The organism is Thiomicrorhabdus sp. Kp2, from assembly GCF_000478585.1.
Classification (GTDB): domain Bacteria; phylum Pseudomonadota; class Gammaproteobacteria; order Thiomicrospirales; family Thiomicrospiraceae; genus Thiomicrorhabdus.
Genome location: NZ_ARWI01000001.1, coordinates 150,964 through 177,946, shown reverse-complemented (window position 1 = coordinate 177,946; position 26,983 = coordinate 150,964). Strand labels below are relative to the sequence as shown.

26 protein-coding genes are annotated in these 26,983 nt (G+C 38.1%); 10 read left to right on the top strand and 16 right to left on the bottom strand.

Translation table 11 applies throughout. The features are described from left to right. The first annotated feature begins 77 nt into the window (after window positions 1-77). The gene (locus A379_RS00845) at window positions 78-1,517 is read left to right on the top strand and encodes an FGGY-family carbohydrate kinase (RefSeq protein WP_040724999.1); all 1,440 of its coding nucleotides are present in this window, start codon (window positions 78-80) and stop codon (window positions 1,515-1,517) included. A 121-nt stretch (window positions 1,518-1,638) separates the two neighbouring features. Beyond that, window positions 1,639-1,989: a HopJ type III effector protein gene (locus A379_RS00840; protein ID WP_040724996.1), complete on the top strand. Its 351-nt coding sequence runs from the start codon at window positions 1,639-1,641 to the stop codon at window positions 1,987-1,989. Between the two features lie 147 nt (window positions 1,990-2,136). Here A379_RS00840 and A379_RS00835 read toward each other — a convergent pair whose 3' ends face one another. Next, window positions 2,137-2,898, bottom strand: a complete 762-nt coding sequence (locus A379_RS00835) for an HAD family hydrolase (protein ID WP_040724995.1) — start codon at window positions 2,896-2,898, stop codon at window positions 2,137-2,139. A gap of 324 nt (window positions 2,899-3,222) precedes the next feature. Between A379_RS00835 and dksA the strand changes: the two genes are divergently transcribed. From dksA to A379_RS00815, 4 genes are all read left to right on the top strand, one after another. Continuing rightward, window positions 3,223-3,648, top strand: coding sequence for an RNA polymerase-binding protein DksA (gene dksA / locus A379_RS00830; RefSeq protein ID WP_040724993.1), 426 nt, complete (start codon window positions 3,223-3,225; stop codon window positions 3,646-3,648). 161 nt (window positions 3,649-3,809) lie between these two features. Further along, entirely contained in the window at window positions 3,810-5,420 is a 1,611-nt protein-coding gene (locus A379_RS00825; RefSeq protein WP_040724991.1) for a bifunctional aminoglycoside phosphotransferase/ATP-binding protein, read from the top strand. Window positions 5,421-5,504: 84 nt separating this feature from the next. Then, window positions 5,505-6,167 carry a hypothetical protein gene (locus A379_RS00820; protein ID WP_051144849.1) on the top strand — a complete coding sequence of 221 codons (663 nt, stop codon included), beginning with the start codon at window positions 5,505-5,507 and terminating at the stop codon, window positions 6,165-6,167. Window positions 6,168-6,204: 37 nt separating this feature from the next. Then, on the top strand, window positions 6,205-6,525 hold the full coding sequence (locus tag A379_RS00815; RefSeq protein ID WP_040724989.1) for a hypothetical protein: 321 nt from the start codon (window positions 6,205-6,207) through the stop codon (window positions 6,523-6,525). A 43-nt stretch (window positions 6,526-6,568) separates the two neighbouring features. On the opposite strand, the gene A379_RS00810 is transcribed toward A379_RS00815, so the two are convergent. Further along, window positions 6,569-7,207, bottom strand: a complete 639-nt coding sequence (locus A379_RS00810; protein ID WP_040724987.1) for a YqiA/YcfP family alpha/beta fold hydrolase — start codon at window positions 7,205-7,207, stop codon at window positions 6,569-6,571. Window positions 7,208-7,224: 17 nt separating this feature from the next. Here A379_RS00810 and A379_RS00805 point away from each other — a divergent pair, with 17 nt between their 5' ends. Beyond that, window positions 7,225-8,979 carry a DHH family phosphoesterase gene (locus tag A379_RS00805; protein ID WP_040728470.1) on the top strand — a complete coding sequence of 585 codons (1,755 nt, stop codon included), beginning with the start codon at window positions 7,225-7,227 and terminating at the stop codon, window positions 8,977-8,979. 175 nt (window positions 8,980-9,154) lie between these two features. On the opposite strand, the gene thrC is transcribed toward A379_RS00805, so the two are convergent. The 4 genes from thrC to alaC all read right to left on the bottom strand — a co-directional run bounded on the left by thrC (window position 9,155) and on the right by alaC (window position 14,461). Further along, on the bottom strand, window positions 9,155-10,630 hold the full coding sequence (thrC, locus tag A379_RS00800) for a threonine synthase (RefSeq protein WP_040724984.1): 1,476 nt from the start codon (window positions 10,628-10,630) through the stop codon (window positions 9,155-9,157). A 143-nt stretch (window positions 10,631-10,773) separates the two neighbouring features. Beyond that, window positions 10,774-11,826: a hypothetical protein gene (locus tag A379_RS00795; RefSeq protein ID WP_232744793.1), complete on the bottom strand. Its 1,053-nt coding sequence runs from the start codon at window positions 11,824-11,826 to the stop codon at window positions 10,774-10,776. Window positions 11,827-11,917: 91 nt separating this feature from the next. Next, a complete protein-coding gene (locus A379_RS00790) occupies window positions 11,918-13,228 on the bottom strand; it encodes a homoserine dehydrogenase (RefSeq protein WP_040724979.1) in 1,311 nt (436 codons plus the stop codon). Between the two features lie 36 nt (window positions 13,229-13,264). Then, the gene (gene alaC, locus A379_RS00785; RefSeq protein ID WP_040724976.1) at window positions 13,265-14,461 is read right to left on the bottom strand and encodes an alanine transaminase; all 1,197 of its coding nucleotides are present in this window, start codon (window positions 14,459-14,461) and stop codon (window positions 13,265-13,267) included. Window positions 14,462-14,833: 372 nt separating this feature from the next. Here alaC and A379_RS00780 point away from each other — a divergent pair, with 372 nt between their 5' ends. After that, a complete protein-coding gene (locus A379_RS00780; protein ID WP_040724975.1) occupies window positions 14,834-15,208 on the top strand; it encodes an Mth938-like domain-containing protein in 375 nt (124 codons plus the stop codon). Between the two features lie 135 nt (window positions 15,209-15,343). On the opposite strand, the gene A379_RS00775 is transcribed toward A379_RS00780, so the two are convergent. The 4 genes from A379_RS00775 to surE all read right to left on the bottom strand — a co-directional run bounded on the left by A379_RS00775 (window position 15,344) and on the right by surE (window position 18,409). Beyond that, entirely contained in the window at window positions 15,344-16,249 is a 906-nt protein-coding gene (locus A379_RS00775; RefSeq protein WP_040724973.1) for a peptidoglycan DD-metalloendopeptidase family protein, read from the bottom strand. 67 nt (window positions 16,250-16,316) lie between these two features. After that, a complete protein-coding gene (locus A379_RS00770; RefSeq protein ID WP_040724971.1) occupies window positions 16,317-16,904 on the bottom strand; it encodes a YqaA family protein in 588 nt (195 codons plus the stop codon). Next, the gene (locus A379_RS00765; RefSeq protein ID WP_106381704.1) at window positions 16,901-17,536 is read right to left on the bottom strand and encodes a protein-L-isoaspartate(D-aspartate) O-methyltransferase; all 636 of its coding nucleotides are present in this window, start codon (window positions 17,534-17,536) and stop codon (window positions 16,901-16,903) included. The genes A379_RS00770 and A379_RS00765 overlap by 4 nt, the downstream gene beginning before the upstream one ends. Window positions 17,537-17,629: 93 nt before the next feature. Further along, entirely contained in the window at window positions 17,630-18,409 is a 780-nt protein-coding gene (gene surE, locus A379_RS00760; protein ID WP_040724968.1) for a 5'/3'-nucleotidase SurE, read from the bottom strand. Between the two features lie 91 nt (window positions 18,410-18,500). Here surE and A379_RS12490 point away from each other — a divergent pair, with 91 nt between their 5' ends. After that, window positions 18,501-19,064 (top strand): Smr/MutS family protein, encoded by a 564-nt coding sequence (locus A379_RS12490; protein WP_051144848.1) that lies wholly within the window; start codon window positions 18,501-18,503, stop codon window positions 19,062-19,064. Between the two features lie 58 nt (window positions 19,065-19,122). Here A379_RS12490 and A379_RS00750 read toward each other — a convergent pair whose 3' ends face one another. The 6 genes from A379_RS00750 to A379_RS00725 all read right to left on the bottom strand — a co-directional run bounded on the left by A379_RS00750 (window position 19,123) and on the right by A379_RS00725 (window position 25,918). After that, on the bottom strand, window positions 19,123-19,458 hold the full coding sequence (locus tag A379_RS00750; RefSeq protein WP_051144847.1) for a septum formation initiator family protein: 336 nt from the start codon (window positions 19,456-19,458) through the stop codon (window positions 19,123-19,125). A 24-nt stretch (window positions 19,459-19,482) separates the two neighbouring features. Then, window positions 19,483-20,763, bottom strand: a complete 1,281-nt coding sequence (eno, locus tag A379_RS00745) for a phosphopyruvate hydratase (protein WP_040724965.1) — start codon at window positions 20,761-20,763, stop codon at window positions 19,483-19,485. 100 nt (window positions 20,764-20,863) lie between these two features. Further along, window positions 20,864-21,700, bottom strand: coding sequence for a 3-deoxy-8-phosphooctulonate synthase (kdsA, locus tag A379_RS00740; RefSeq protein ID WP_040724963.1), 837 nt, complete (start codon window positions 21,698-21,700; stop codon window positions 20,864-20,866). Between the two features lie 4 nt (window positions 21,701-21,704). Continuing rightward, window positions 21,705-23,333 carry a CTP synthase gene (locus A379_RS00735; RefSeq protein WP_040724961.1) on the bottom strand — a complete coding sequence of 543 codons (1,629 nt, stop codon included), beginning with the start codon at window positions 23,331-23,333 and terminating at the stop codon, window positions 21,705-21,707. A gap of 174 nt (window positions 23,334-23,507) precedes the next feature. Further along, entirely contained in the window at window positions 23,508-24,908 is a 1,401-nt protein-coding gene (gene tilS, locus A379_RS12485; protein WP_051144846.1) for a tRNA lysidine(34) synthetase TilS, read from the bottom strand. 53 nt (window positions 24,909-24,961) lie between these two features. After that, on the bottom strand, window positions 24,962-25,918 hold the full coding sequence (locus A379_RS00725; protein WP_040724958.1) for an acetyl-CoA carboxylase carboxyltransferase subunit alpha: 957 nt from the start codon (window positions 25,916-25,918) through the stop codon (window positions 24,962-24,964). A 266-nt stretch (window positions 25,919-26,184) separates the two neighbouring features. Here A379_RS00725 and A379_RS00720 point away from each other — a divergent pair, with 266 nt between their 5' ends. Next, window positions 26,185-26,919, top strand: a complete 735-nt coding sequence (locus tag A379_RS00720; RefSeq protein ID WP_040724957.1) for a YdiY family protein — start codon at window positions 26,185-26,187, stop codon at window positions 26,917-26,919. Window positions 26,920-26,983: the final 64 nt, after the last annotated feature.

Genomic DNA, 26,983 nt, shown 5'->3' with positions numbered 1-26,983 from the left:
TATTGTTTACGTATAATGATAAAACCTTTATTCAAGTTTACAACTTTTCAGCTCAACTCTAAGCTTAGGCATTTACTTTGACGTACTCAAACAACCTACAAAAGCAAAAAACCAAAATCATACTTGGTATAGATTTAGGAACATCAGGCCTTAGGGCGTGCATTGTTCAAAAAACCTTTACTGACCATAAACTTTTGCATGAAGAGATTATTGTAGAACATGCCGTTTCAATCCCTTCAGCTGTAAAAAATAGCGATACAAACACCATTACACAATCACCCGCCTTATGGATTGATGGACTCAATCTCCTACTTAGCAACTTAAAACAGCAAACAGAACTGAGCGCCGTGACACACTTAATTTTGGATGCCACTTCATCAACGGTTCTTTTACTAAACCCCAAAAAAAACACCTGTACAGATGCGTTGATGTACAACGATACTCACGCAGTACAGCAAGCCATTAGGATTGATCAGGCACTTGAGTTAGCAAGGCAGAGTAACTCCATTCACCTCAAACAGAATCAAAATGGCGCTCACGGAGCCTCAAGCACTTTAGCTAAAGTTATGAGTCTTCTTGAAGCGATTCCAAAAAACAAGAATATGGTTATATGCCATCAAATTGATTATTTAAATTATTACTTATGTGGTGCGCTTAATATTACCGATGAGAATAATGCATTAAAACTAGGCTACGATTTAATTAACCAGGCCTGGCCAGATTGGGTGGCGGATTTACTTGGTGAAATCAATCCAAACATTCAATTACCTAAAGTGGTAAAACCAGGGCAGTTTCTCAAAAAAATAAACCCAAATATTGCAGAGTCTTTTGGCTTTCACCCTAAACTTAAAGTCATGGCTGGAACCACCGATAGCATCGCAGGTTTTTTGGCTTCTGGTGCTAAACAGCCTGGTGATGCAGTCACTTCATTAGGCTCAACAATCGCGATAAAAGCCATTTCCAACAGACCAATATTCGACTCTAACACTGGTTTATACAGCCATCGTTTAGGCAACCATTGGTTAGTGGGAGGCGCCTCAAATTCAGGAGGTCAGGTTTTAAGACACTTTTACTCAATCGAACAACTAAAGCTTTTGAACCACAAAATAACAAATGAAGATATTCAGGCTTTTTTAAACATGAAGCCAGAAGCGTTTTATCCGCTGATCACACCAGGAGAAAGATTTCCTATTTTAGATACACAATACCCTCCAAAACTGCCGTCCCTTCCAAAGTGTACAGCGATAGAGATCAATCAATCCATCCCGTGTTTACAAGCACACAAATTATTTTTATTGCAGCTACTCAATGGAATGGCGCATATTGAAGCGTTATGTTACCAGGCCTTATCAAAGATGAGTGAAACGGATGAGATAATGGTTAAAAACGTGTATGCGGTGGGCAGTGGTACATTAAGCCACGTCTGGATGAAATTAAGAGAGCATCAATTGCCTGCAACCTTATGCAATTCAATACATAACCAGGCCGCTTATGGCGTTACACAAATAATAGATTAATACTATTTTTAACATAAAAGTCACAAATTTAAACGCAATTGAAGTTGTTAAAATAGTGATATTTTTATGCAATTAGTGTATCTTCTCCCCAAATTGAAATCAGCGCATTAGGAGCCATAAGATGAGCAAATTAACCGTAGATACACTTATTCAATCTTTAAATAAACACCCCGTGGATTTCAGCAACGTCATGCAGGTAATTGATGAAAACTATGATTTTTCACCGACAGCATTCCGTAATGGTAATACACAGAATGAAGCCAATACCAATAATGGTTCGTGTAAGGTGTTTTCATTTGCTCAAATGCATCATTTATCACAACATGCCACTTTAAATGCTTTTGGTGATTTCTATACAATCGACGTATTACAACACCCTAATAATGATGATCATCAAAACATCCGAAACTTTATAGAATTTGGCTGGGAAGGCATTCAGTTTGAAAAGCAAGCCTTAGCTGAAAAAGCTTAAAACCTTGCTTAAAGCCTTTATAAGTTAGAATCGACCAGGCCTGGTAGATTTGATATTGAAATATAAAAACCGCATTTTTTATACTCTTAAAATGCGGTTTTTTATTACTGAGTAATCAAATTATTAATCAAATCATTAACCAATTCATTAAGCAGCGTGTATTTGCTTAACTAACGCCAAATCTAAATAGGTTTTACCAAAAGCATTGCCCGCTAATACTGTAAATGGGTTATTTTCATCCCCCATCTGGTCTAAAACTAAAATACCATCACTAAAATCATCGTCTTTAGTGTAATCATTAATGGTGATTATGGTTTTTAAGCTAGCTGCAACAGAAGAAAGAATTCCATTTCTAGAATCTTCAAAAGCAATGGCCTCATCAGCGGTTAAATTCATTTGCTCTAAAGCCCAAATATAAATATCTGGAGCAGGTTTTTTGGCTGGCACAATATCGCCCGCGGCAATGACTTCAAACCAACTTTCTGACCCCTTACCCAAAGTATTATCTAATAGAGCCGTCACGTTTTCAGGGGTTGTGGTTGTCACAACCGCCATACGCATACCCGCTTCTTTTGCTTCATTGATTAACTTTTCAACACCTGGTCGCAAAGGGATTTTACCCTCCGCCATTAATTGAGTATAAAACCGAGTTTTTGCCGCATGTAAACCTTTCACAAACTCATCAAAATTCTCTGGTTTTTGGAAATCAGTATTAAATTTTTCTAAATAGAAACGAATGCGCTCCTTGCCACCCGTAACCGCTAACAACTCACCATACAAAGCTTCATCCCAATGCCAATCTAACCCTGCCTCTTCAAATGCCATATTAAAGGCGGGACGGTGTCCATCTTTTTCGGTATCAGCAAGTGTACCGTCAACATCAAATAAAAGTGCTTGTAATTCAGCCATTGTGGACTCTCTTTATAAAATAGATTGATTTATTACCCCAAACATTTTTACAATCACAGAATCGAATGTAAAAAATACGTTTAGATTGCGATAACCTAAAAAACTGATGAGGGATTTTGCTTTAATCTCAGAACAATTTCAAGCTAAAAGCAGAATCTTCGCATTATGATTAACCTAACAACTTTTTATAACTGGATTCTAATCATTAACAAAATTTTCTTGTTGATTGTGAATAAAACTGATATAAAACACCGTTAAATGAAATCGTACTAAGTATCAAAATAACTTAAAACAAAAATAAGTGCGGTGATTAGGAGAGAGAAAATGGAAAATATCGACTTTATTGAAAACTATCCAACGTATGTGCCAAAAAAAGGCGAAGAGTACATGAGCCCTGAAATGCTAGAGCATTTCAAAGGTAAATTATTGGCGTGGAAGACCCAGCTTATTGAAGAAGCAAATGGCACCGTTTCTCATCTTAAAAAAGACTCTGATACCCCTGCAGACCCTAACGATCGCGCTTCCCAAGAAGAAGAATTTGCTCTTGAGCTTCGTACGCGTGACCGTGAGAGAAAACTGATTGCAAAAATCGACAAATCACTCAGAGAAATCGAATCTGGTGAATACGGTTATTGTAAGATGAGTGGTGAAGAAATTGGCTTACCTCGCATGGAAGCACGCCCTACAGCCACGCTAACGGTTGAGATGAAGCGCAAACAAGAGATTCGTGAAAAACAAGGTGTTGCTTAGTTTTTTACGAAACTAATTCAAAGATAGAAAAAACTTGTTTAGTGAGTTTAATCCATCTGTAAAAGCGCTTTTTAAAACAAAATACTCAGTTTTAAAAAGCGCTTTTTTTATTTTCATTCAATCCTTTTCGGTAAAAAAACTTCTTAAAAGAGTTATTTGTATTGAATACCGCTAATCTCATTGACATCCTACTCAACCCAGAGACCTACCCTCACCCTGTTGAGGTCATTACCACGATTGAAACCCATATATCGATTGTTTTCCTTACAGGGCAATACGCCTACAAATTGAAAAAAAATGTTGATTTTGGCTTTCTAGACTTCTCCTCATTAGAAAAACGTCAAAAATTTTGTTTTTTAGAAGTCGAGTTAAATCGCAGAACAGCACCCAATCTGTATATTGGCGTTACAAAACTCTGCATAAACAATTTCTCAGCCACATTAAAACCGCATAACCACCCTGAAGATGAGCATAGTCGGTTGCAAAACACACACGTTGAGTATCTCGTTAAAATGCGTCAATTTGACCCTAATATGGTATTAGGTCGTTTGCTTAAACAAGGTGTTTTAGATTTTAAACTGGTTGAAAAACTTTCAAAACAGATTGCTCAATTCCATAAGACTGCTCATCCTGTAAACCCAGATGAAAATTATGGTAATCCTGAAATTCAGCTTCAACCCATGTTGGACAACTTTCCTACACTCAATGACTATTTTCACGAACCTAAAATACAACACGATTTAAGCCTTCTTCTTGAGTGGACAAACACTCAATACAAACAGCTTTATAAGTTGCTTACTCAGCGCAAAAAAGAGGGGTTTATTCGAGCTTGCCATGGTGATTTACATCTCGATAACATCACCCTAATTGAAGAACAACCTGTTCTTTTTGATGGCATAGAATTTAATGAATACTTTCGTTGGATAGATGTATTCAGCGACCTTGCATTTTTATTAATTGATTTGGAATTTAAACACCAACAAGCCTGTAGCTATAAATTGCTTTCCCTATATCTAAGCCAAACTTTAGATTATAACGGGTTGAAAATATTAAACTTTTATCGAGTTTATCGAACCTTGGTACGTGCTAAAATTACAGCACTTAGAGCGCAACAACTGCCTTCTGATAATTATGAAAAAAAGCAGGTTGAGCAAGTGGCTAGACAATACATACAACAGGCATTCGCGTATATAGAAAAACCACCTCAACCTAAATGCCTACTTTTACAAGGTGTCTCAGGTTCTGGTAAAAGCTACTTTGCCAACCAACTACTCGATGAGTTAGACGATTTTAATGCTCTTATCATTAGTTCAGACCGGATTCGTAAAAGTTTATTTGGTATTGCTGCCAGTGATAGAGTATCAGAAGATCAAAAGAGATCACTCTATTCCCCTGAAATGAATCAAAAAACCTATCAAGCAATGAATGATTTTGCCGCAATGGCTCTAAAACAAGGGTTTAATGTCATTATTGATGCCACTTTTTTAAAGTATGAACATCGTCAGAAGTTTTATAAAATGGCTAAACAATCTAAATCATCCCCTTATCTATTTTCAATTAATGTAACTGAATCAAAGGCTTCAGAGGCTATTTTAAATCGTCAGCAACTAGAAGATAATCCATCTGATGCGAGTATTGATATTATGATAAACCAGAGAAAGCAGCTTGAACCTCCTGAACTAGATGAAAATGCCATTACACTCTTATCTGAAGAGTTACGCCAGCAATTCCCTAAACAAATTATTCAAGAATTTCTAAATTTGGCCGATTAATGAATTAGCCATTATGATTTTAGGTAAAACTTATTTGATTACCTCAAAACATGTAAAGACTAATACTTAATTTGGAACTCTAAGATGTTCAAACTCAAACAGCTAACGGGTATTCACACTGACAGCGCACCTACCTCTCATCGATTTCATTTTGTATTGATTGGTTTATCGAGTTTAGTCTTTATTGTATTTATGCTCACCCTATCGGCAAACGCCTTTGCTGAAACGGCTGAAAACACCACAAACAAGCCTCTAAAAGAGATTGAGTTTTTAGGTTTAAAACTGGTGGATGCCAACCTTAATAAAGTACGAACGCATTTATGGGATATTGGCGGTTTTTTACAAGCAAAATCCACCATTAAACAACGTAATATTGACAAATTTTACCCTTGGTCCACTATCAGAGATAGTTATCATGTTACCTTTCAATACAACAACGCGGGTAATGTTGTAACGGTTAAAAGGGTGTATAGACCTTATTCCGTACTTAATCAAAATAAAAGAACGCCTATAGAAACGAAAGACATTGCTATGCTTCTCGCTCAAGAGATTGGCCAACCTAAATTTATAAAACGAAAAGGCTGGGGAGGTGGTTTATCTTATTCAAGCTACCTGTGGGAAGATGACAATATCGAAGTTAAAATAGATAGAGAAGGTAGTGAAAAATTAGGCAATGTTTTCATTGAATATACCATTAAAAACAATAAACGTTATGAAGTAAAAAAAGACGTTAATAATGCTGTGTAAAACCAAATAAACTCATTAATTCTCTAGGAAACTGATAATGGACATTAAAACGAATGCAAGCATGATTGCCAATAACGGCCTAAGCAACGGCTTCAATCAACTTAATCAAATCAGTCAATCCATTAATCATAGCTTACTTGAGCAAAACACCAGCTCAACAAAGGCAAACCAGCCATTACCCCCCTATTCACCCGCTAACTATGACACACTCAATACCCCACAAAACCCATCACTTGAAAACAGTTTGATTGGACTCACTCAAACTAAAACTCAGATGTTAAGTTTGATAAAAGTCTTAGAAGTTGAACAAGAAAACTTTGATTCCTCATTAGGTAAAACATTTGATAACTGGGCTTGATAATTTAACAAAACCCATGTTTAACAATGAGTTATAAGTTAATTTAAAGGTTTTCTATAAACTGTTTTATCTTTAACCAAGCATCTTCCATATGAATAAAACGATGATCACCACCTGAATAGATAACAACTTCAAAACGACTGTTTACCCGCTTCACAGCAGCAGAATCTTGATAGTGTTGAATGGCAAAATCAACGTCAATCACTTCATCATCAGTATCTATTAATAACAAAGCAGGAATGTTTTTATCCAGTGTTTTCACATCATAACTTTGTATATCAGCGATATAAGCGTTATCGATAAGTACAACCTCACCCGTTGATGGATTCGTATGCAGGCCTATATTTTCAGAGAACACAGGCACAGGATTTAAAGCTGGGTTAATCATAATATAGGGTAATTGGTATTTTTGGCCTAAATACTGTGCATAAAAGCCCCCCATTGACGACCCTAACATAACGATTTTATCTAAACGATCTTTATATTTCGCCAATATGGATTCAATCACTTTTAGGCTTTCATGCACTGATTTAATTGGATAGGTAACCGTGATAAATTTCGTAAAAAGAGGACTTTTACCCAAAAAACTATCTTGAGTATTTTTTTGAGTTAACCACTGTCCTTTTTCACTTTGACCACTACTTAAAAAACCGTGTAGATAGACCCCAATACACTCTTTCATTCTGTTAAAATTCCTTGATGATTAAACAACCTAAAATTGTCCAGCGCACGCCTTCTGAAGCCGTCTTTTTATTAGCTAAGTCACTTGGTCTTACTGATTTTCAAGCAAAATTAGTCGCTAATCGTACTGATGAAACGGACTCATTACACGAAATTATTTTTCCCAAATTAAAACATATACAACACCCTTCTGCTCTTAAAAATATCGATTTAGCTGCTCAAATCATTGTGAATGCTATACAAGGTGATGGCCTAATTGTTTTGGCTACAGACTATGATACTGATGGCGTGACCTCTGCTTGGGTAGCGACTACTGCTCTATGTGATTATTTTGGTGTTCCTAAAAACCGTATCAAACATATCATTGGTGATCGCAAAACAGGTTATGGCATCACGGAGGATGTGGTCAAACGTATTTTGGCCATTGAAGAACCAATTGAATTAGTCATTTCCGCAGACCAAGGATCAAGTGATGAAGAGCGTATAGCGATTCTCAAGTCGCATAACATTCCAGTTTGTGTCACCGACCACCATCAAATCCCACAAGCTGGTGTGCCACAAAGTGCGGTTTGCACTGTTAACCCCCAGCAAGCAGGCTGTGAGTATGACAAAACCGTTGCTGGCTGTTTTGTTATCTTTTTAGTTATGACTCAGGTACGTCAAGCACTGATTAAAAGCCAGCTATTAACTCCAGATAGCCCTTCACTTAAATATCTTGCCCTGAACGTAGCTTTAGGCACTGTGGCCGATAGTGTTAGCCTTAAAGCTCCCAATAATCGTGCAATTGTTCACGCAGGTTTACAGTTAATTAATATGTTTCAATCCCCTGCCTGGCAAGCTCTGAGACAACTTAACGATAACCAGGGCATGCCAATAGATGCCGAGTTTCTTGGTTTTCAAGTCGCTACACGAATCAATGCGGCTAGCCGTGTCAGTGATGTAAACACGGCCTTTAACTTTTTAACAGCACGCGATGTTTCCCAAGCTGCACTCTATTTACAGCAACTGGATGAAGACAATCAGAACCGTCGTTCTCAACAAGAAATTATGCTCCAACAAGCGCAGCAGCAAGCACAACAAAAATACCATCACAACACCTATTCGATGACGCTCAAACTGAATGGCAATGCGGGTATTCAAGGCATTATTGCTTCTCGAATTGGGGAGCAATATGGTGTACCTACGGTGGCTATGACAGATTTAGAAGATGGTACCTTAGCGGGAAGTGCTCGTGGTGTTGTACCCGATATTGATTTAAGACAGGCCTTCCAATGGATGGCTGATCAAAAAAGTGATCTTTTTCTGTCAATGGGTGGTCATAAAGGTGCCGCAGGCTGTATGATTCCAATCGAGTTTTATAACACTTTTACCGAATTGTTTGAACAAGCAGTTAAACTCCAGCTCGGTGATGAAGCACCTGTTCCTGTTATTGAAACCGATGGGGAATTAGCAGATAACCTGCTGACACCTTCACTCATTGATGAGATTAACGCGCTTGAACCGTTTGGAAGAGAGTGGCCTAAACCTATGTTTTTTGGCAACTTTATTATTGTACAACTTCGAGAGGTAGGACAAAACAAAACCCACCTATCTTGCAAACTCAAAACAGAAAATGGTTCAATTTTTCAGGCGATTTATTTTAACGCTAAGCAATCAAATGAAGAAGCAACGCCATTTCTAGTGGGTGATAAGGTGCAATGCACTTACCAGCCTGGTTTAAATAATTTTGCAGGCAGAACCACTCTACAACTGCGCATTAATTCAATGCAGTAAATTTAAACCATAACCTATAAGTTGCCAGGCCTGGTAGGTTTAGACTCATAAACCATTCATAATTCATAATTCATAATTCATAATAGATAATATTCAACCTATAAAAAAAGCCAAAGCATAAATGTTTTGGCTCTTCTTTTAACGATTAAGTTATATTATTTTATTACAAGTTGATTTAACTTAAAAAAGCCAAAATCTCTTTTTCAATATCGCCTTTATCAATCACGGTTGGCTGTGCAATTGGTTTATCAAACAGCTCAGCTATCTGTGCAGGCATTTTAACATTCGCTTTTTCAGCAATCAGTTTAAGAGCATCAATATCTTTAGCAAATTTTTCACCTGTTAAGGCATAGGCGATAATGGGTGAAAACTTTGTCCACTCTGCTGTTGCATAAGCGATGGTTTTAATACTTTTATCTTTACGACAAGTCTCATAAGCTTTAAAACAAGTTGCAGTATGCGGACACATCAAATAACCAACTGAAAACGCTTGTTTAATGTAGTCCAACCCTTCTTCATCGGAACAGAAGTCCGCTGCAAAAATGGCTTGTACCTTCGCCAATTCGTCGGCAGTAATTTTATAAAACTTATCGCTATCTAGTTGAAGCATAAGCTCTTTAGTACGTTCCGCACCCAATAAATCAAATAAAATACGCTCAATATTAGATGATTTAAGAATATCCATCGCTGGCGATGTGGTTGGAATAACCGATACATCACGCAGGTCATATTCACCTGTCGTGATGAATTTAGTCAAAACGTTATTATTATTTGATGCAATATGAATCTGCTTGACTGGCAAGCCCATTTTGTATGCATAGTAACCACCTAAGGCATTACCAAAGTTACCGCTTGGTACGTTTAAATACACTTCATCGCCTAACTGAATCGCACCTTGACGAACCAGCTCTAAATAGCTGTAAACATGGTAAATGGTTTGAAAGATGATACGCCCAAAGTTCACTGAGTTAGCCGCCGATAACGAAATATTGTGCTCTTTTAACGAAGTTGCAAAAGCCTCTGAAGTCAGCAACATTTTTAAAGCCGATTGTGCATCATCAAAGTCACCATGAATACCGATTACTTTCAAGTTAGAAGCGTCTTCAGTCACCATCTGCAAGCGTTGCACATCTGAAGTTCCGCCATCAGGATACATACAAGCAACTTGAACATTATTACGATTTTTAAAGGTTTCAAGCGCCGCTGGCCCTGTATCACCACTGGTCGCCGCTAGGATTAAATACTTTTCATTACGTTGCTCTGCTACCGCAGACAATACAGAACCAAACGGCTGAAGCGCCATGTCTTTAAACGCACGTGTAGGCCCGTGGAATAACTCACTCACGTACAAATCGTCATATACCTTTTCAACAGGCACAGGATTATTTGGATCATCGAATTTATCATATAGGTTTAAAGCTTCATCAATCACCGCTTCGTCAATATCGACCTCAAACATGGCTAAAATATCTTTAGCCAGCTTTTTATAACCCGAATCCACATGTGATTGAATAAAATCTAAATAAAACGCTGGCAAACTCTCAGGTGAATAAATACCACCAAACGAAGACATAGGGCTTAAAATGGCCTCAGCAAACGTAATTGAACTTGGTCTTTGGCCATCATTGCCACGTGTTTCAATAAATTTCATAACAAACCTATTTATATGATTTTAAATAATTAAATGAGCGCGAATTATACTCGAATTTAATGATGTTTTTTACAGTGATTATTTAAAGTAAAAGACTCTATGAGTTAAACCTTTTTATAGAAGCAGTAATTCTCGATAGTTTTTTAGCTCTTATAGCCATTTCCTAACTTTTTATTAAAACGCCAAAACCTTTTTAAGTGACTTGGCTTCAGATGAGTACGTGTTTCTTGCCCTAAATCCAAGAGTAATGAATCAATAACACCTTGTTTTAAAGCAATAACCAATGGCGCAAACCACTCCTTTTCCAGCTGCTCTAATAAGGCTATCCATTCTGACATTTCTAGGTTATCTAAATCATGCACAACCTCATCCAAACAAATGAAATGTTTAGTTTTTTCTGAGCCTTTAAATTCGTTTATTTTATCTAACCAGGCCTGGTAAGTTGTAATATTCGGCATTGATTGAGCCTCGGTCAGTTTAGCCATTCCCTGTAAATAAGCGTTATTTGACCAGATTAGCGCATCGTTTCTTGGTAAAAGTTTTGATAAATCAATCTTACCTTCACCCCAAACCCAAACACTGTTGATTTCAGGCCAGCCTTTATCTCTACGCACCTCATTAACTGGATGCGTATAGAACAACATTTGCGTTTCATTAATCAATTGGCGCCAATATTGTGCGGCATTACCTGTTGGATAATGCTCATTAACAGATTGATAAGCCACCTTCTCTAAAGGTGTCGTATGAATATCAACTGGCTGCACAATCGATAAATACCAGTGGTTGGCACCAGCCCAAATCAATTTAACCCCATCCTCTGCAAAATGGGCATTAAAACTGCTCAAAAGTTGCTTAGATTCGTCTTCTGTAATCTGTAAATCCCTGTTTGGAATCAGTACTAATGTATCCCTATCGGGAATCATTTGCACGGGATCAACACTTAACCAAAAGTGAGAAGAATCAAAACCCTCAACTTCGATACAGGCTTTCGTTGCAGCAATAGGAAGACATTCAGGTTGGTGAAACAGATAACTGGCTTGTTGGTGAAAATTTTGCGGTTTAACAGCAAAATGATCACCTTTAGCCAGCAAGGTTTGCAGGCCTGGTAACGACAACTCTGCGAGCGATTCTCTAGCCTCTTTGACTCTTAATGCATTCAGTAAACCAGGCGCCCATAGAGTAACGGCTTCTGCCACAATTTATCCCTCTTTATTGCAATAAAAAAGCCGGGCTTGCCCGACTTTATAACCTAGACCCATTTAATTAAAAGCCCATTAACTGGTTGTTTTAATTCAGTGTTTCTACACGAATACGCTGAATTTCACCATCAATCTCTTCCAACTCAGCTAAAGCGCCTAAGGCTTCATTAATTTTTGTTTCTTTAATTGAGTTCGTGATCATCACTAAGGTTGCATCATCTGGTTTTTCTGATGATGGTTCTTGATGCAGTAGCTCAATACTAATATCAAACTGGGCAAAAATAGAGCTCACCTTAGCCAAGACCCCAGAGTTATCTTTAGCAAAACAACGAATATAATAAGACGTTTGAATTTCATCAATTGAGACAACTGGAGCTGATTCAAGCTGGTTTGAAATAAACCCTAACGCTGGCACTTGATCTTCTTGTGGTTGATTCTGCCAACGAATGATGTCAATAATATCGGCTACCACAGAACTCGCTGTTGGACCTGCACCAGCCCCTGGGCCATAGTACATAGTAGGTCCAACATGATTCCCCTTAACCATTACAGCATTCATAACACCGTTTACATTAGCAATTAAGACATCTTTAGGTACAAGTGTTGGATGAACTCGTAAAGAAAAACCATTTTCTGCACGACTCGCCACACCAAGGTGTTTAATTTCATAACCGAGCTGTTGAGCAAAACGAATATCATCAGCTGAAATCTTACTGATCCCTTCTGTGTAAACTTTATTAAACTGTAACTCAATGCCAAAAGCGATGGAGGCCAATATGGTCAGCTTGTGTGCCGCATCAATACCTTCTACATCAAAAGTTGGATCCGCTTCGGCATAACCCAGCTCTTGGGCGACTTTTAATACTTTGGCAAAGTCTGCACCAGGCTTTTTCATCTCCGTAAGAATGTAGTTACCCGTACCATTGATGATTCCTGCGACCCACTCAATCTTATTGGCTGCTAAACCCTCACGAACCGCTTTGATAACTGGAATACCACCAGCAACTGCAGCTTCATAATTCACAACGACATTGTGCTGTTTAGCTAAAGCAAAAATAGAATTACCATGCTCTGCAATCAATGCCTTATTGGCCGTAACAATATGTTTGCCATTTTTAATTGCGGTTTCCAGCAAGGTTTTCGCTAGAGCTGTACCGCCCATGAGCTCAACGACAATATCTACATCAGGATGGTTAACCACCTCTTGCGTATTGTCAGTCATAATAATGCCCGTAGTATCTACTGGACGAGCACGTGTTAAATCACGAACAGCAATAATCGTTACTTCAATTTTTTGACCTAGGCGTCTTTCAATCTCAGGTAAAGTGTTGGTTAAAATATCAACCGTTCCACCACCAACAGTACCTAATCCGAGCAACCCTACTTTTACAGTCTTCATTCTATTTTCTTTCCTAACGATTATTCTTTTTTAAATTTATTCTTGATTGATTAAGCCATCATTCCTAAACATGTCACGGATACCACGAATGGCTTGACGTGTTCTATGTTCATTTTCAATCAAACCAAAACGCACATGGTCATCGCCATAATCACCAAAGCCAATACCAGGTGAAACAGCAACTTTAGCTTCTTGCAATAATTTCTTAGAGAACTCAATAGAACCCATCGCCTTATATTCTTCTGGAATTGGCGCCCATACAAACATGGTGGCTTTAGGAGGTTCGACTTTCCATCCAATAGAATTTAACCCTTGGCATAAAACATCGCGACGTGATTTATACATGTCAGAAATTTCTTGCACGCATTCTTGCGGCCCTTCCAGTGCAGCAATAGCGGCAACTTGAATTGGCGTAAATGTGCCATAATCTAGGTATGACTTCATACGTTTTAGAGCGTTAACCAGGGTTTTGTTGCCTACCATAAACCCAACACGCCATCCTGGCATATTGTAGCTTTTTGATAAGGTATAGAATTCAACCGCAATGTCTTTAGCGCCTTCAACCTGCATAATAGAGGGTGCTTTATAACCATCAAAAGCAATATCTGCATAGGCTAAATCGTGAATAACCCAAATATTATGCTCTTTAGCAATCGCCACCACTTTTTCAAAAAAGTCTAACTCAACCGTTTGTGTAGTTGGGTTTCCAGGGAAGTTAAGCACTAACATTTTTGGTTTGGGCCATGATTCTTTAATGGCTTTTTCTAGCTCATCAAAAAAGCAGGTATCTGGCGTCATTTTAACGTGGCGAATATCGGCACCCGCAATCACAAATCCATAAGGGTGGATTGGGTAGGCTGGATTGGGAACTAAAACCGTATCGCCTTTATCGACCGTTGCCAGCGCCAAATGGGCTAGACCTTCTTTTGAACCAATGGTAACCACCGCTTCGGTTTCATAATCTAGCTCAACATCAAACTTGGTTTTGTACCAGTTACAAATCGCTTTACGTAAACGCGGGATACCTTGCGATACCGAATAACGATGAGTGCCTTCTCTCTGCACAACTTCAATTAACTTATCAACGATATGTTTAGGCGTATCTTGATCAGGGTTCCCCATACCAAAATCGATAATATCCTCACCTCTACGACGTGCTTCGGCTTTAAGCTCGCCAACAATGTTAAAAACATAAGGAGGTAGTCTGTTTATTCTTTGAAAATCGTCTGCCACGAAAGTATGCCTTCTATCAAGGTCTCAATTGCTTAAGCTAAAAACACAAATGCCACAAACCATTGCATTTTCTTTATCCCATCATTCTTTTTGGGTGCTCTATTTCAGTTTTTTGAGAGGAAAATAATTAAAGGAATAATGATACAGCATCCATTTTTTTCGTCAATTGAAAATCACCGATAAAACACCATTATTAGGCATTTAAAGCCTAATTAATCAGGGGCTCTTTTACAATATGGATTCAGCAATAAACTATCGCAAAAACAGTTCAGAGTGATGAGTCAAACTCAGGTAGTAACAATTGGTTATAATTAGTGAAATATTTTATGGGCGATATACCCGTAAAATAAAAATTAATAATAGGAAAACGATATGAAATTTACGGAACACCGTGACTCAAATGTTTATGCCGTGAAACACTATGAACCAGGCCTGGTAAAAATAAATAACATAACTCTTAAACAAAGTTGTTATTTAACCCAAACCACAATCGAAGATAACTGGCCATGCGAATCCATTGATTCATTGACTACAGAATTGCTTGACAGCCTTCTTTCTAAGAAACCAGAGGTGATTATACTGGGCACTGGAGAAATACAAAACTTTCCTGAACCCAAATTTTTTGCTTATTGTGCCGCCAAAGGTGTTGGCTTAGAAGTGATGGCAAATGATGCCGCCTGTAGAACTTATAACGTGTTAACAACGGAAGATCGAGATATTGTTTTAGCACTTGTTATGAATAAGTAAGAGACCAACTAAATTACGATATACATTTAGTTGAATTAGATGAATAATTAGATGAACAATTAGTAAAATCAATCTACCAGGCCTGGTAGATTGCTAACAAAACGTTTTTTAAACTTTATTAATACAACTCAAGTTTTACTGCTTTAAAACCTTTTTAATATCAATTTTACGCCCCTGGTATCGAGCCTCCACATAGAGTTTTGGACGCTTTGTATTACCCGTAGCCCCCATCGAGGCAACCACATCACCAGCGTCAACGCCATCTCCCTCTTTAACAAGCAAAGCGCTATTGTGCGCATAAATCGACATGTAATCATTATCATGCTTAATAACAAGCATCCAACCATAATTAATAATACCGTTGCCCGCATAAACCACCTTACCAGGTGCAACGGCTTTGACTTGTTGACCTGGCACACCATAAATTTCTAATATAGATAACCCTGCATTATCCCTTAAATATTTATACGACAACCCTTTATGCATAGGCCATTGCCACTTTTTACTCTTAGAGGTTTTTATGCTCGTTTTTAAAGATTGGTTCTCTGTGCGAGTCAGCGCTTTGGCTGAAACTTCTTTTGTATCCTGCACTCCCTCAGAATGGGATTTTTCAGAGATTTTTATTGAAGAATGAGGTTCTTTTTTATCAAGGCTTGTTGAGTTGGATTGTTTTGAATCAACAGCCACTGTAGGTGTTGCTTCTGTTACGGATTCTGCAGACAAACTCTGATTCATAGGCAAAACAAGCTCTTGTTTTACATAGATAATATATGGCGGTAAAAGGTGGTTAATTTTAGCAATATCACTCATGTTAATATCGCATTGGTAGGCAATTCCACTTAAAGTATCGCCTGATTCAACCACATATGGCGAACGACAAGAGTGATTTGATTGACCAGCAGAGCTCTTATAAGAGGTATTAGCCTGGCTAGATCCATTTCTCGCTTCATACTTAATCGGGGAGGAGCAAGCTCCTAGCAGAGTGAAAAATACAATAAAAATTACGGAGTGCGATAGACGCTGTAGTTGGATTAAAGGCATATTTTAAGTTCTGCTTACAGTCTGCTTTTTGATTCAAAAATTGATATCCACAAATAAAACTCTTCGGCTAATGAGCACCCAACATTTTATAGCCGATATAGGCGATGATTAATACTACTAAGGTCCAACCAATCCAGTCAACCCATTTTCGAATACTTGCTTCAAATTTTTCACCACCCCACCGCATTAACCCTGCCACAAGGAAAAACCTTGCACCACGCCCAATCAGAGAGGCTATTAGAAACGGAACAAATGCCATCGCACTCGCTCCTGCGGTCAATGTAAAAAGTTTATAAGGGATTGGACTAAACCCTGCCGCAAAAACAATCCAAACGCCATACTCTGAAAACCAAGTATTTACCTGCTCTATCTTATGTGCATACCCTAAAGACTGGATCGTTGGCATTAATAAATCCATCGCCCAATAACCAATCAAATAACCTAAAACACCGCCAAGTAATGAAAATAGTGTGGTTAACCAAGCGTAATAAAATGCTTTATGAGGTTGAGACAAGCTCATTGGCATAAGCATCACATCGGGAGGAATTGGAAAAAAAGAGGACTCAGCGAAACTTAATGCACTCAAATACTTAGGCGCTTGCTTGTGTTTGGCCCATTTAAGCGCCAGATCATAAAGAGGGGTAAATATTTTCATACCTCAACCCCCTGCTTCATTGGAACAAACATAACCTCTCCTAGACACGTTTTAACAACACCTGTTGGTGTCTTTTCAAACCCATACAGTAATTGATGTGATTCACCGATTGGCATGACAAGACGCCCACCCATTTTTAATTGATTAATTAATTCCATTGGCAATTCTGCAGGCGATGCCGCTGAAATGATGGCATCAAAAGGGGCTTTTTCTGCCCAACCCCAATGACCATCACTTAAAGAAAATTCAATATTATCAAGTTCTAATTTAGCCATTGTAGAGATAGCGCGTTCCGACAAAGGTTGAATCCGTTCAACACTGTAAACTTTATCGATTAACAGCGATAAAATGGCTGTTTGATAACCTGAACCTGTACCAATCTCCAAAACATTGTTGATAGATTGTTGACCAGACATTAACCATTGCGTCATTTTTGCAACAACCCAAGGTTGAGAAATCGTTTGTCCATAACCAATTGGCAAAGCCGTGTCTTCATAAGCTCTTGAAGCCATCGCCTCATCAATAAATAGATGCCGTGGGACGACTCTAATAGCATCAAGAACAGAACCATCTTGCACACCTTTTTCTATGAGCCGTTCAACTAAACGATTACGCGTGCGCTGAGAGGTCATACCGACGCCTTGATGGGCCTTAAATGCTAAGTTTGGATAGTTCATAATGCGTGTTCTAACAGAGGTTTTAACAAAAAAGAATTCATACCAGTATTAAGAAATAACAAGACCTTTTTCCCAACTTTGGAGTGCGTCCATCATTTCATAATGACTTAAATCGATTTTGAGTGGTGTAATAGATGCATACCCTTGCTCAACAGCAAAAAAGTCTGTCCCATCCCCTGCATCAGCAGCCACACCAGCAGGCCCTATCCAATATATGGGTAGCCCTCTTGGATCAACCTCTTTAACAACAGGTTCAGAAATATGTCTTTTACCTAAACGTGTTACCTTAATGCCCTTTAACTCATTTAAAGGAATATCTGGCACATTAATATTAATAATCGTGTCAGGAGTCAGTGCTATTTTGGGTAAATCATTTAAAACAGTCAGCAAAACGGAAGAAGCTGTTTCAAAAAACTGGTTACCGCATAGTGAAATGGCAATAGAAGGCTTACCTAAAAAACGCCCTTCTGTTGCTGCGGCAACCGTCCCAGAGTAGAGTACATCATCCCCCATATTCGCACCCGCATTAATGCCTGATAATACAATATCAGGCTGATAATCAAGTGCACCATTCATGCCTAAGTGCACACAATCTGTTGGCGTCCCATTAACACTAAAAACTCTACAACGTGGATCATCACTTAAACTAGGATGCAAATCCATTCTTAAAGGCTCAAGCAAAGTTAATGAATTACTTGCCGCGCTTCGATTACGCTCAGGAGCTACAATATCTAAACGTGAAAATTCAAAGTCCTGTTTCAGCATTTGAAAAACCGTTTGAATGCCTGGTGCAAAATACCCATCATCATTAGAGAGTAGGATTTTCATGATGTACAATACCTTAAGTTAAAATGAGTAATGTGAGTTGTAAAAAACTGACAACCGACAAATTAGATAATCGAATTATATAGCCTCAACCATGCAAGAAGAAGATAAATCCATTTTTCTACAGGCCATGCAAGATGTTACGCCATTAAATTCCAGTAACAAACCGCCCGTGCACAATACTGTAAAGCAAAAACAATCTCAAACTGAGCTGTTAAGACAGCTTAAGAAAAGAAACAGTACACAACATAAGACAAATGCCTCTTATAAAGAGTTGCAACTTGATATGGGTAAACCAATAGCTAAAGTGACGGCGTTTCAGGCTTTACTCTATTATAAAAAAGGAATGCGTTTACAAGAGGTTACCAAACTTAAAAAAGGCGACTTTCATATTCAGCACAGCCTAGATCTCCATGGATTAACCGTAGAACAGGCTGAAAAAAAGATGATTGATTTTTTAAGTCACGCTTATTATGAAAAACTTCGCTATATTCGAATTATTCACGGTAAAGGATATAACTCAAAAGAGGAATATCCCGCTCTTAAAAACCTAGTGAATTTAATTCTTAGACAAACCAAGTCGGTCATAGGCTTTGCTAGCACACCAGAAAAAGACGGCGGTACAGGCGCAGTAAATGTATTTTTAAAAGCACAATAACCGTCAAAACCACGCACTAAAAAAACATAACGCATTGATATAAAGGTAATTTACTTAATCACTGCTTAGACTGAGGCTCCAACACGGAATTATCAACGGTTTGAATTTGTTTTTCTTTTGGTTGCAACTCAATCACCTTGATAAACACCTCATCTTTTTTGACCATGCCTAAATTTTGCCTTGCCAAGGTCTCTATCGACTGCGGATTAGTCTGCAAAGATTTAACCTCTTCAGCAAGCTTTGCGTTAATAAGCCGCTGGTCTTCGAGTGATTTTTCAAGCGTTTTTAGCTGTTCCTGTAACGAAAAAAGCTCGCCAAGCCCTCCATCGGAGGACAAAAGACGAGCTTGTAGAATTACAATCAGGATAGCTAATGCAAGATAAAGTTTTTTCACATTGCCAGGCCTGGTAACTTGTAATTACTTAAGGTTGTAGAATGCTTCTTTACCAGGGTAAACCGCTTCTGAACCTAATTCTTCTTCAATACGAATCAACTGATTGTATTTAGCGATACGGTCAGTACGAGACAAAGAACCTGTTTTAATCTGACCACAACCAGTAGCAACAGCGATATCAGCAATCACTGTATCTTCTGTTTCACCAGAACGGTGGGAAACAACTGCCGTATAACCTGCTTTCTTAGCCATCGCAATCGCTTCAAACGTTTCAGTTAAAGTACCGATTTGATTGATTTTGATTAGGATAGAGTTAGCAATGCCTTTTTCAATCCCTTCTGCAAGAATTTTAGGGTTAGTAACAAATAGGTCATCACCAACAATCTGTAGACGTTTACCATCTTTTTCAGTTTGGTATTTGAAACCATCCCAATCAGACTCGTCTAAACCATCTTCGATAGAGATAATTGGGTACTTATCCACCCAGCTAGATAGAAGATCAACCATCTCTTCTGAAGTTAATACTTTGTTCTCTGAACCTAAAGTGTATTTACCATCGCTGTATAACTCAGATGAAGCGGCATCCATAGCGATCATGATGTCTTCACCTGCTTTATAACCCGCAATTTCAATTGCTTCAAGAATAACGGTAAGCGCTTCTTCATTAGACTTAAGGTCTGGTGCAAAACCACCTTCATCACCTACCGCTGTGTTATAGCCTTTATCATGAAGAACTTTTTTAAGTGCATGAAAAACTTCCGCACCGTAACGAATCGCTTCAGACATCGTTGGCGCACCAACTGGCATAATCATAAACTCTTGAAAATCTACTGAGTTATCAGCGTGTTCACCACCATTGATTATGTTCATCATTGGAACTGGCATTTTGTATGTATCTGTTTTTAGGTAAGCGTATAAAGGCAACCCTTTAGACTTTGCAGCGGCTTGTGCCGTTGCGATTGAAACTGCAAGAATAGCATTAGCCCCTAAACGGGCTTTATTGTGTGTGCCATCAAGGTCAATCATTACCTTATCAATTGCCGCTTGATCAGTCGCATCTTTACCAATTAAAGCCGCTTTAATTTCGGTATTGATATTATTAACAGCCGTTAGAACGCCTTTACCACCAAACTTAGACTTATCACCATCACGTAATTCAATCGCTTCACGAGAACCTGTTGATGCTCCAGATGGTGAGATACCACGCCCCATAGATCCATCTTCTAAAATAACATCGGCTTCAACGGTTGGGTTACCGCGTGAATCAATAACTTGACGTGCTTTAATATCTTTAATTAATGACATTCTAACTTCCTACTTCTTTTTAATTTCTATTTAATCTTAATTATTCTAACGAGCTTATATGACGTGTAAATGACAATTTCAACTACGCAATACACTCTGCTTATAATAAACTGTTTTCAATAAAGCCTTGTTTTTTAACAACATCATCTAGCATTTTTAACGTTTCTAATAAAGGCTTTAGGTTATTAATTGGCCACATATTTGGACCATCGCTCAATGCATTAGCTGGATCTGGATGTGTTTCCATAAAAACACCTGAAACTCCCGCTGCAATTGCAGCTCTAGCCAACACTGGAACCATCTCTCTCTGTCCACCAGAAGTGGTACCTTGTCCACCTGGTTGCTGTACCGAATGTGTTGCATCGAACACCACAGGACAACCTGTAGAACGCATTGAAGCTAAACCTCGCATATCTGAAACTAAGGTGTTATAACCAAAAGAGGTACCGCGATCACACACCATGATATTCTCATTACCCACTTCATGCGCTTTAGCGACAACTTGATCCATATCCCAAGGTGCTTGAAATTGACCTTTTTTAATATTGACAGGAATGCCTTGACGGCAAACATTTTGAATAAAATTGGTTTGGCGCACTAAAAATGCGGGCGTTTGCATCACATCAACCACCGAAGCGACTTCTTCTAACGGCGTGTCTTCATGCACATCCGTTAAAACAGGCACACCAATTTCGTCTTTTACTTTTTGTAAAATACGCAAACCTTCTTCAACCCCTAAACCTCTAAAGCTTTTAGTCGAAGAACGGTTGGCTTTATCGTAAGAAGATTTATAGATAAATGGAATACCTAAAGATTCTGTTATCTCTTTTAGCTGGCCTGCCGTATCAATTGCTAATTGTTCAGACTCTATAACACAAGGGCCAGCAATAAGGAAAAAAGGTTGGTCTATACCAACATTAAAACCACATAAATTCATTTAATTAACCTTTTTCCTTATAAGCATTGGCAGCTTGAACAAACGCAGAAAACAAACGATGCCCATTACGAGGTGTTGATGTGAACTCTGGATGAAATTGACACGCAACAAACCAAGGGTGTTCTTTTACTTCTATCGTTTCAACTAAGTTACCATCTTCTGAACGACCAGAAATGACCAGGCCTGCTTCTTCCAATTTATGTACATAGCCATCATTTACTTCATAACGATGTCTATGTCTTTCACGAATAATATCAGAACCATACACTTCACGAAGTTTTGAATCTGGCGTTAAAATACAGTTCTGACCACCAAGGCGCATCGTACCCCCTAAGTCAGCATCTTCTGTTCTTTCAATTTTATTACCATCTTCGTCAGTCCATTCGGTAATTAAAGCAACTACTGGATATGGCGTTTCAGCATTAAGTTCACTACTATGTGCGTTCTTTAACCCAGCAACATTACGAGCAAACTCAACCACGGCCATTTGCATACCTAAACAAATCCCAAGGTAAGGCACCTTATTCTCACGGGCGTATTGAATGGCTAGAATTTTACCCTCTACACCACGTTCACCAAAACCACCAGGGACTAAAATAGCATCCTTATCTTTAAGGGCGTCAATACCATCTGTTTCAAGAGACTCAGAATCAATATAATCGATATTTACTCGAGTACTGGTATGAATACCAGCATGAATCAAAGATTCAATCAAAGATTTATAGGCCTCAGTCAAGTCAACATACTTGCCGACCATAGCAATTTCTACAGACTTAGCTGGATTTAACTGAGCACTCACAACCTCATCCCAGTCAGAAAGATCTGCAGCAGGAGCATCAATCCCTAGTTTTTTGACAACCAATTCATCAAGACCTTGCTCATGCAACATTCTTGGAACAGCGTAAATAGTATTAGCATCCAAAGAGCTTATAACAGCCTTCTCTTCAACATTTGTAAAGAGTGCAATTTTACGTTTTTCACTCTCTTCAAGCGCCATCTCTGAACGACAAATTAAAATATCAGGCTGAATACCAATTGAACGTAACTCTTTTACAGAGTGTTGTGTTGGTTTGGTTTTTACTTCACCAGCAACTGCAATGTATGGAAGTAATGTTAAGTGCATAAACAATGCTCTATCACGACCTACTTCAATACTTAATTGACGAATGGCTTCTAGGAAAGGTAATGACTCAATATCACCGACAGTTCCACCCACCTCAACAAGAGCAACGTCATATCCCGCGGCTGCTTTTTTTATACGATTTTTAATTTCATCTGTAATATGCGGGATAACTTGAACTGTTCCACCCAAGTAGTCACCACGACGCTCGTTACGAATTACCGTTTCATAAACTTGGCCCGTAGAAAAACTATTTCTACGCGTAAAGTTTCGCTGCACAAAACGCTCGTAATGACCTAAGTCTAAATCCGTTTCAGCGCCATCATCAGTAACAAACACTTCACCGTGTTGCAAAGGACTCATGGTTCCTGGATCAACGTTAATATATGGATCCATTTTAAGCATACTGACCTTAAGGCCACGCGCTTCTAATAATGCACCAAGAGATGCCGCTGCAATGCCTTTTCCAAGAGAAGAAACAACACCACCTGTTACAAAAATAAATTTAGTCATCAACACACACTTTTTGAAGTTTTGAAATTACGATTGAAGGTATCAGAATGGAAGGGAATTATAGCTTAATACACTGCTTTCAGCAATGAATTAATTACACTTTGATACGTTCTTAACACACGAATAAAACTAAGATTTAAAATATCAAACCTTAAAACCTTTTTAGGGTCACAATCAGTTAAAAACACCCCACCATTTTAAGAGCTGATTGTAATCAACTCTAACAGCATTAGCCTGATTTACTTCTATTGATTTACCCGCTAAACCAGACAAACAATCGATACAACCTAAAACAGATATGACCACGCCATCTACCTCCAAAACAGGCCAGACAGAACGCTCCCATTTAGGGATTTTATTATGTTGAAAAAAGCGCTTTAAAGCTTTTTTCTGAAGATTATCTGTAGGTAAAACAGACCTTACAGTCATATTTGATAAACCATCTACCCTATTGATATCAAAAAACATTCCTTCTCCTTCCAGAGACGGATTCATATTTAAATCTGCAATTGAAGCAATTTGAACACTAAATAATCTTGGCTCATGTATGAAGTAGTAAAGCCTATTTTGATAAAACCTCAAACTACCTTCTGGCAACTGATAACGATAATTGTGATTTTGGCTCTTATGATAATTAGTAAAGGACTTTTCAATCCATTGATAATGAACATCACTGAGTACTATTTGAGGCCAATGAAGCTTAAACCAATATCGAATGTTGTTTTTTTGCTTAACCCAAGAAACTTCTGAAAAATCCTGCAACTCAATAAAATAAGCTGAATCATCAACGGTTTTTAAAAATTCTTCAGCATAACCATCCAATAAAACCAACGCTTCCTGCATATGCTGAGCGGTCTTGGATAAAGCATCAATAGCCTTTGGCCAGCTGGCCTCAAGGATGGGTAAAACATTATGCCGAACAGCATTACGTTTAAATTCTGTTTGTATATTTGTCTTATCCGTCACAAAAGGTAAAGAGTGGTAATGAGCGTACTCTACAATGTCGTCATAAGAAGTATTAAGCATCGGGCGAACATGACTAACCAAAACGCCACTATCTGTTATCAAGGTTCGATCAGCTGGCATCCCCGCTAAACCGTTCACGCCTGAACCTCTAAAAAGATTTAATAGAACCGTTTCAGCTTGATCTCGTTGATGATGACCCGTAAGAAGGTAGATATTACCTAACCATGTATTTTTTGCAAAATCATCTATGGTTTTTAAAAAAGCTTGATAGCGTAGTCTTCTAGCTTCAGCCTCAACCCCTTTCCTTGAGGTTGACTCAACAACTACTTTTAAGCCTATGAAATCGATATCTTTATCGCGACAGAAGTCATCGCAATGCTTTGACCATAAAGCCGACTCTTCTTGAAGACCATGATCAATATATACAGCCATAATCCTAAGATTTTTTTTTAATCTAATCTGATTATGATAGATAGAGTGCAATAAGACCGTTGAATCCAAGCCTCCGCTATAGGCAACAAACAAAATTGAGTTATTTTGAATATTTGAAAGGAACTTAGTTACGGGCAAAGAAACTAAAGAGGACGAATCTGGAAAATCACTATACATAAACACCTCTTAGAAGTTAGAGGTGCTTCAAAGTTTGAAGTCCGTTAGATAAATTAAGCAGACTCAAAGTTTCCATAATCCATATAACGCTGGTAGCGACTTGCGACTAATTCATCTACAGGCTTAACCTTTAACGCATTCAACTGAGCGATTAGTGCATTTTTAACATTTTGGGCAGACTGTTCATAGTTACGATGTGCACCACCTAATGGTTCAGGAATAATCTCATCAACCAAACCTAATGATTTTAAACGAGTTGCCGTAATCCCTAATGCTTCAGCTGCATCCGCCGCATTAGCGGCATTTTTCCACAAAATTGAAGCACACCCCTCAGGAGAAATAACCGAATAGGTACTGTATTGCATCATCATTGTGACATCACCCACGCCGATCGCTAAGGCTCCACCTGAACCACCTTCACCAATCACCGTACAAATAATGGGTACCTTTAACTCAGACATCTCAATTAAGTTGCGAGCAATCGCTTCACTTTGGCCACGCTCTTCAGCATTAATACCAGGGTAAGCACCTGGAGTATCTATAAAGGTAACAACAGGTAAACCAAAACGCTCTGCCATTTTCATTAAACGTAGTGCCTTACGGTACCCTTCTGGTCGCGGCATACCAAAATTACGACGAATTTTTTCTTTTGTATCACGACCTTTTTCTTGAGTGATTACCATAACCGATTGTCCATCTAAACGGGCTATACCAGCAACAATCGCCTCATCATCCGCAAACGCTCTGTCACCATGCAATTCTTTAAAATCAGTAAAAACACTATTAATGTAATCTAATGCATAAGGTCTTTGTGGGTGACGTGAAACCTTAGCGATTTCTACATCAGATAATTTTTTAAAGATTGATTCCGTTAGATTCTTACTCTTTTCTTCAAGAGCAGAGATTTCTTGTAATAAATTCATATCACCGCCATCCAAATGACGTAATTCATCAATCTTAGCTTCTAGTTCAGCAATAGGTTGTTCAAAATCTAAAAAATCAAGTTTCATATTCTTTTTATTCCGTCTTAAGCAATACAATCAAGTATTAGAGGGTGATTAAATTCACGACATTTTACCAAAAATGCATATTTAATGGATAAATTGCTTATAAATTTTCTTTTAAAAAACATTTCATTCCAAATTAATACAAAGAGAATAACCACAAGGGTTGCGTTTATTAATTTTGCCTTTAAAATCCAACACTTCATGAAATCAGGACATATTTTTATGATCCTATAAACAAAACTCTTTACTACCCTGGTTAGGACTACTTTATGAGAAACACAACAATAAAATCACTATTTACCTTAGGCATCATCGCATTATCCATAAACCCCCAAGCCCATGCTGATGATAAAAATGGGCTTTCAGGCTCTGGAGAACTTGGTTTCAGCGACAGCACAGGCAATACCGTCAACACCTCTTTTTATGGTGCTTTAAAACTTAAATACACGCAAGAAAGATACACTTTAAAATCGTTAATTGAAGCAAATTACAAGTCTGAAAACGGTACACAAACTGAAGAACGTTACCTTATAGACTTGCAAGGAAATCGTTACTATTCAGCGGACAAAAGTTACTACAGTTTTGTTGGTGGTCGTTTTGAAAAGAATGAATTTTCTGACATTGAATTAGACAGTACATTTTCATTAGGTCTAGGTAAAACACTGTATAAAACAGAAGCCACCCTACTTAATGGTGAATTAGGTTTAGGTTATCAGAACACTGATTACGTAACAGATGGTGTTAAATCAGATTCTCAAACGGTTGGAATTGCCAAACTGGATTTTAGCCATAAGATTAATGAGCAGGTTAAATTTACTCAAGATTTCGCCATTACTTCTGGAGAAAACAATACTAAATTAGAGAGTAATACGGGCTTCAAAGTTAAAGTCGCCGAAAAGATGAACTTAAAAGCAACCTATAAATACCGTCATAACGACAACCCTGCCACAGGCACGAAAAAAACGGATACTCAAACCATATTAACGTTAATTTATGATTTTTAATTTAGAGTATTAACCATAAATAACAAAAAAGCGCATTCGATCAAATGCGCTTTTTTATAGACCC

Excerpts from the sequence above, each read along its gene's own strand:
- A379_RS00840 (WP_040724996.1), top strand. The coding sequence starts at position 1,639 with ATGAGCAAATTAACCGTAGATACACTTATTCAATCTTTAAATAAACAC.
- A379_RS00835 (WP_040724995.1), bottom strand. The coding sequence starts at position 2,898 with ATGGCTGAATTACAAGCACTTTTATTTGATGTTGACGGTACACTTGCT.
- dksA (WP_040724993.1), top strand. The coding sequence starts at position 3,223 with ATGGAAAATATCGACTTTATTGAAAACTATCCAACGTATGTGCCAAAA.
- A379_RS00820 (WP_051144849.1), top strand. The coding sequence starts at position 5,505 with ATGTTCAAACTCAAACAGCTAACGGGTATTCACACTGACAGCGCACCT.
- A379_RS00815 (WP_040724989.1), top strand. The coding sequence starts at position 6,205 with ATGGACATTAAAACGAATGCAAGCATGATTGCCAATAACGGCCTAAGC.
- A379_RS00810 (WP_040724987.1), bottom strand. The coding sequence starts at position 7,207 with ATGAAAGAGTGTATTGGGGTCTATCTACACGGTTTTTTAAGTAGTGGT.
- A379_RS00805 (WP_040728470.1), top strand. The coding sequence starts at position 7,225 with ATGATTAAACAACCTAAAATTGTCCAGCGCACGCCTTCTGAAGCCGTC.
- thrC (WP_040724984.1), bottom strand. The coding sequence starts at position 10,630 with ATGAAATTTATTGAAACACGTGGCAATGATGGCCAAAGACCAAGTTCA.
- A379_RS00790 (WP_040724979.1), bottom strand. The coding sequence starts at position 13,228 with ATGAAGACTGTAAAAGTAGGGTTGCTCGGATTAGGTACTGTTGGTGGT.
- A379_RS00780 (WP_040724975.1), top strand. The coding sequence starts at position 14,834 with ATGAAATTTACGGAACACCGTGACTCAAATGTTTATGCCGTGAAACAC.
- A379_RS00775 (WP_040724973.1), bottom strand. The coding sequence starts at position 16,249 with ATGCCTTTAATCCAACTACAGCGTCTATCGCACTCCGTAATTTTTATT.
- A379_RS00770 (WP_040724971.1), bottom strand. The coding sequence starts at position 16,904 with ATGAAAATATTTACCCCTCTTTATGATCTGGCGCTTAAATGGGCCAAA.
- A379_RS00765 (WP_106381704.1), bottom strand. The coding sequence starts at position 17,536 with ATGACCTCTCAGCGCACGCGTAATCGTTTAGTTGAACGGCTCATAGAA.
- surE (WP_040724968.1), bottom strand. The coding sequence starts at position 18,409 with ATGAAAATCCTACTCTCTAATGATGATGGGTATTTTGCACCAGGCATT.
- A379_RS12490 (WP_051144848.1), top strand. The coding sequence starts at position 18,501 with ATGCAAGAAGAAGATAAATCCATTTTTCTACAGGCCATGCAAGATGTT.
- eno (WP_040724965.1), bottom strand. The coding sequence starts at position 20,763 with ATGTCATTAATTAAAGATATTAAAGCACGTCAAGTTATTGATTCACGC.
- kdsA (WP_040724963.1), bottom strand. The coding sequence starts at position 21,700 with ATGAATTTATGTGGTTTTAATGTTGGTATAGACCAACCTTTTTTCCTT.
- A379_RS00735 (WP_040724961.1), bottom strand. The coding sequence starts at position 23,333 with ATGACTAAATTTATTTTTGTAACAGGTGGTGTTGTTTCTTCTCTTGGA.
- tilS (WP_051144846.1), bottom strand. The coding sequence starts at position 24,908 with ATGTATAGTGATTTTCCAGATTCGTCCTCTTTAGTTTCTTTGCCCGTA.
- A379_RS00725 (WP_040724958.1), bottom strand. The coding sequence starts at position 25,918 with ATGAAACTTGATTTTTTAGATTTTGAACAACCTATTGCTGAACTAGAA.
- A379_RS00720 (WP_040724957.1), top strand. The coding sequence starts at position 26,185 with ATGAGAAACACAACAATAAAATCACTATTTACCTTAGGCATCATCGCA.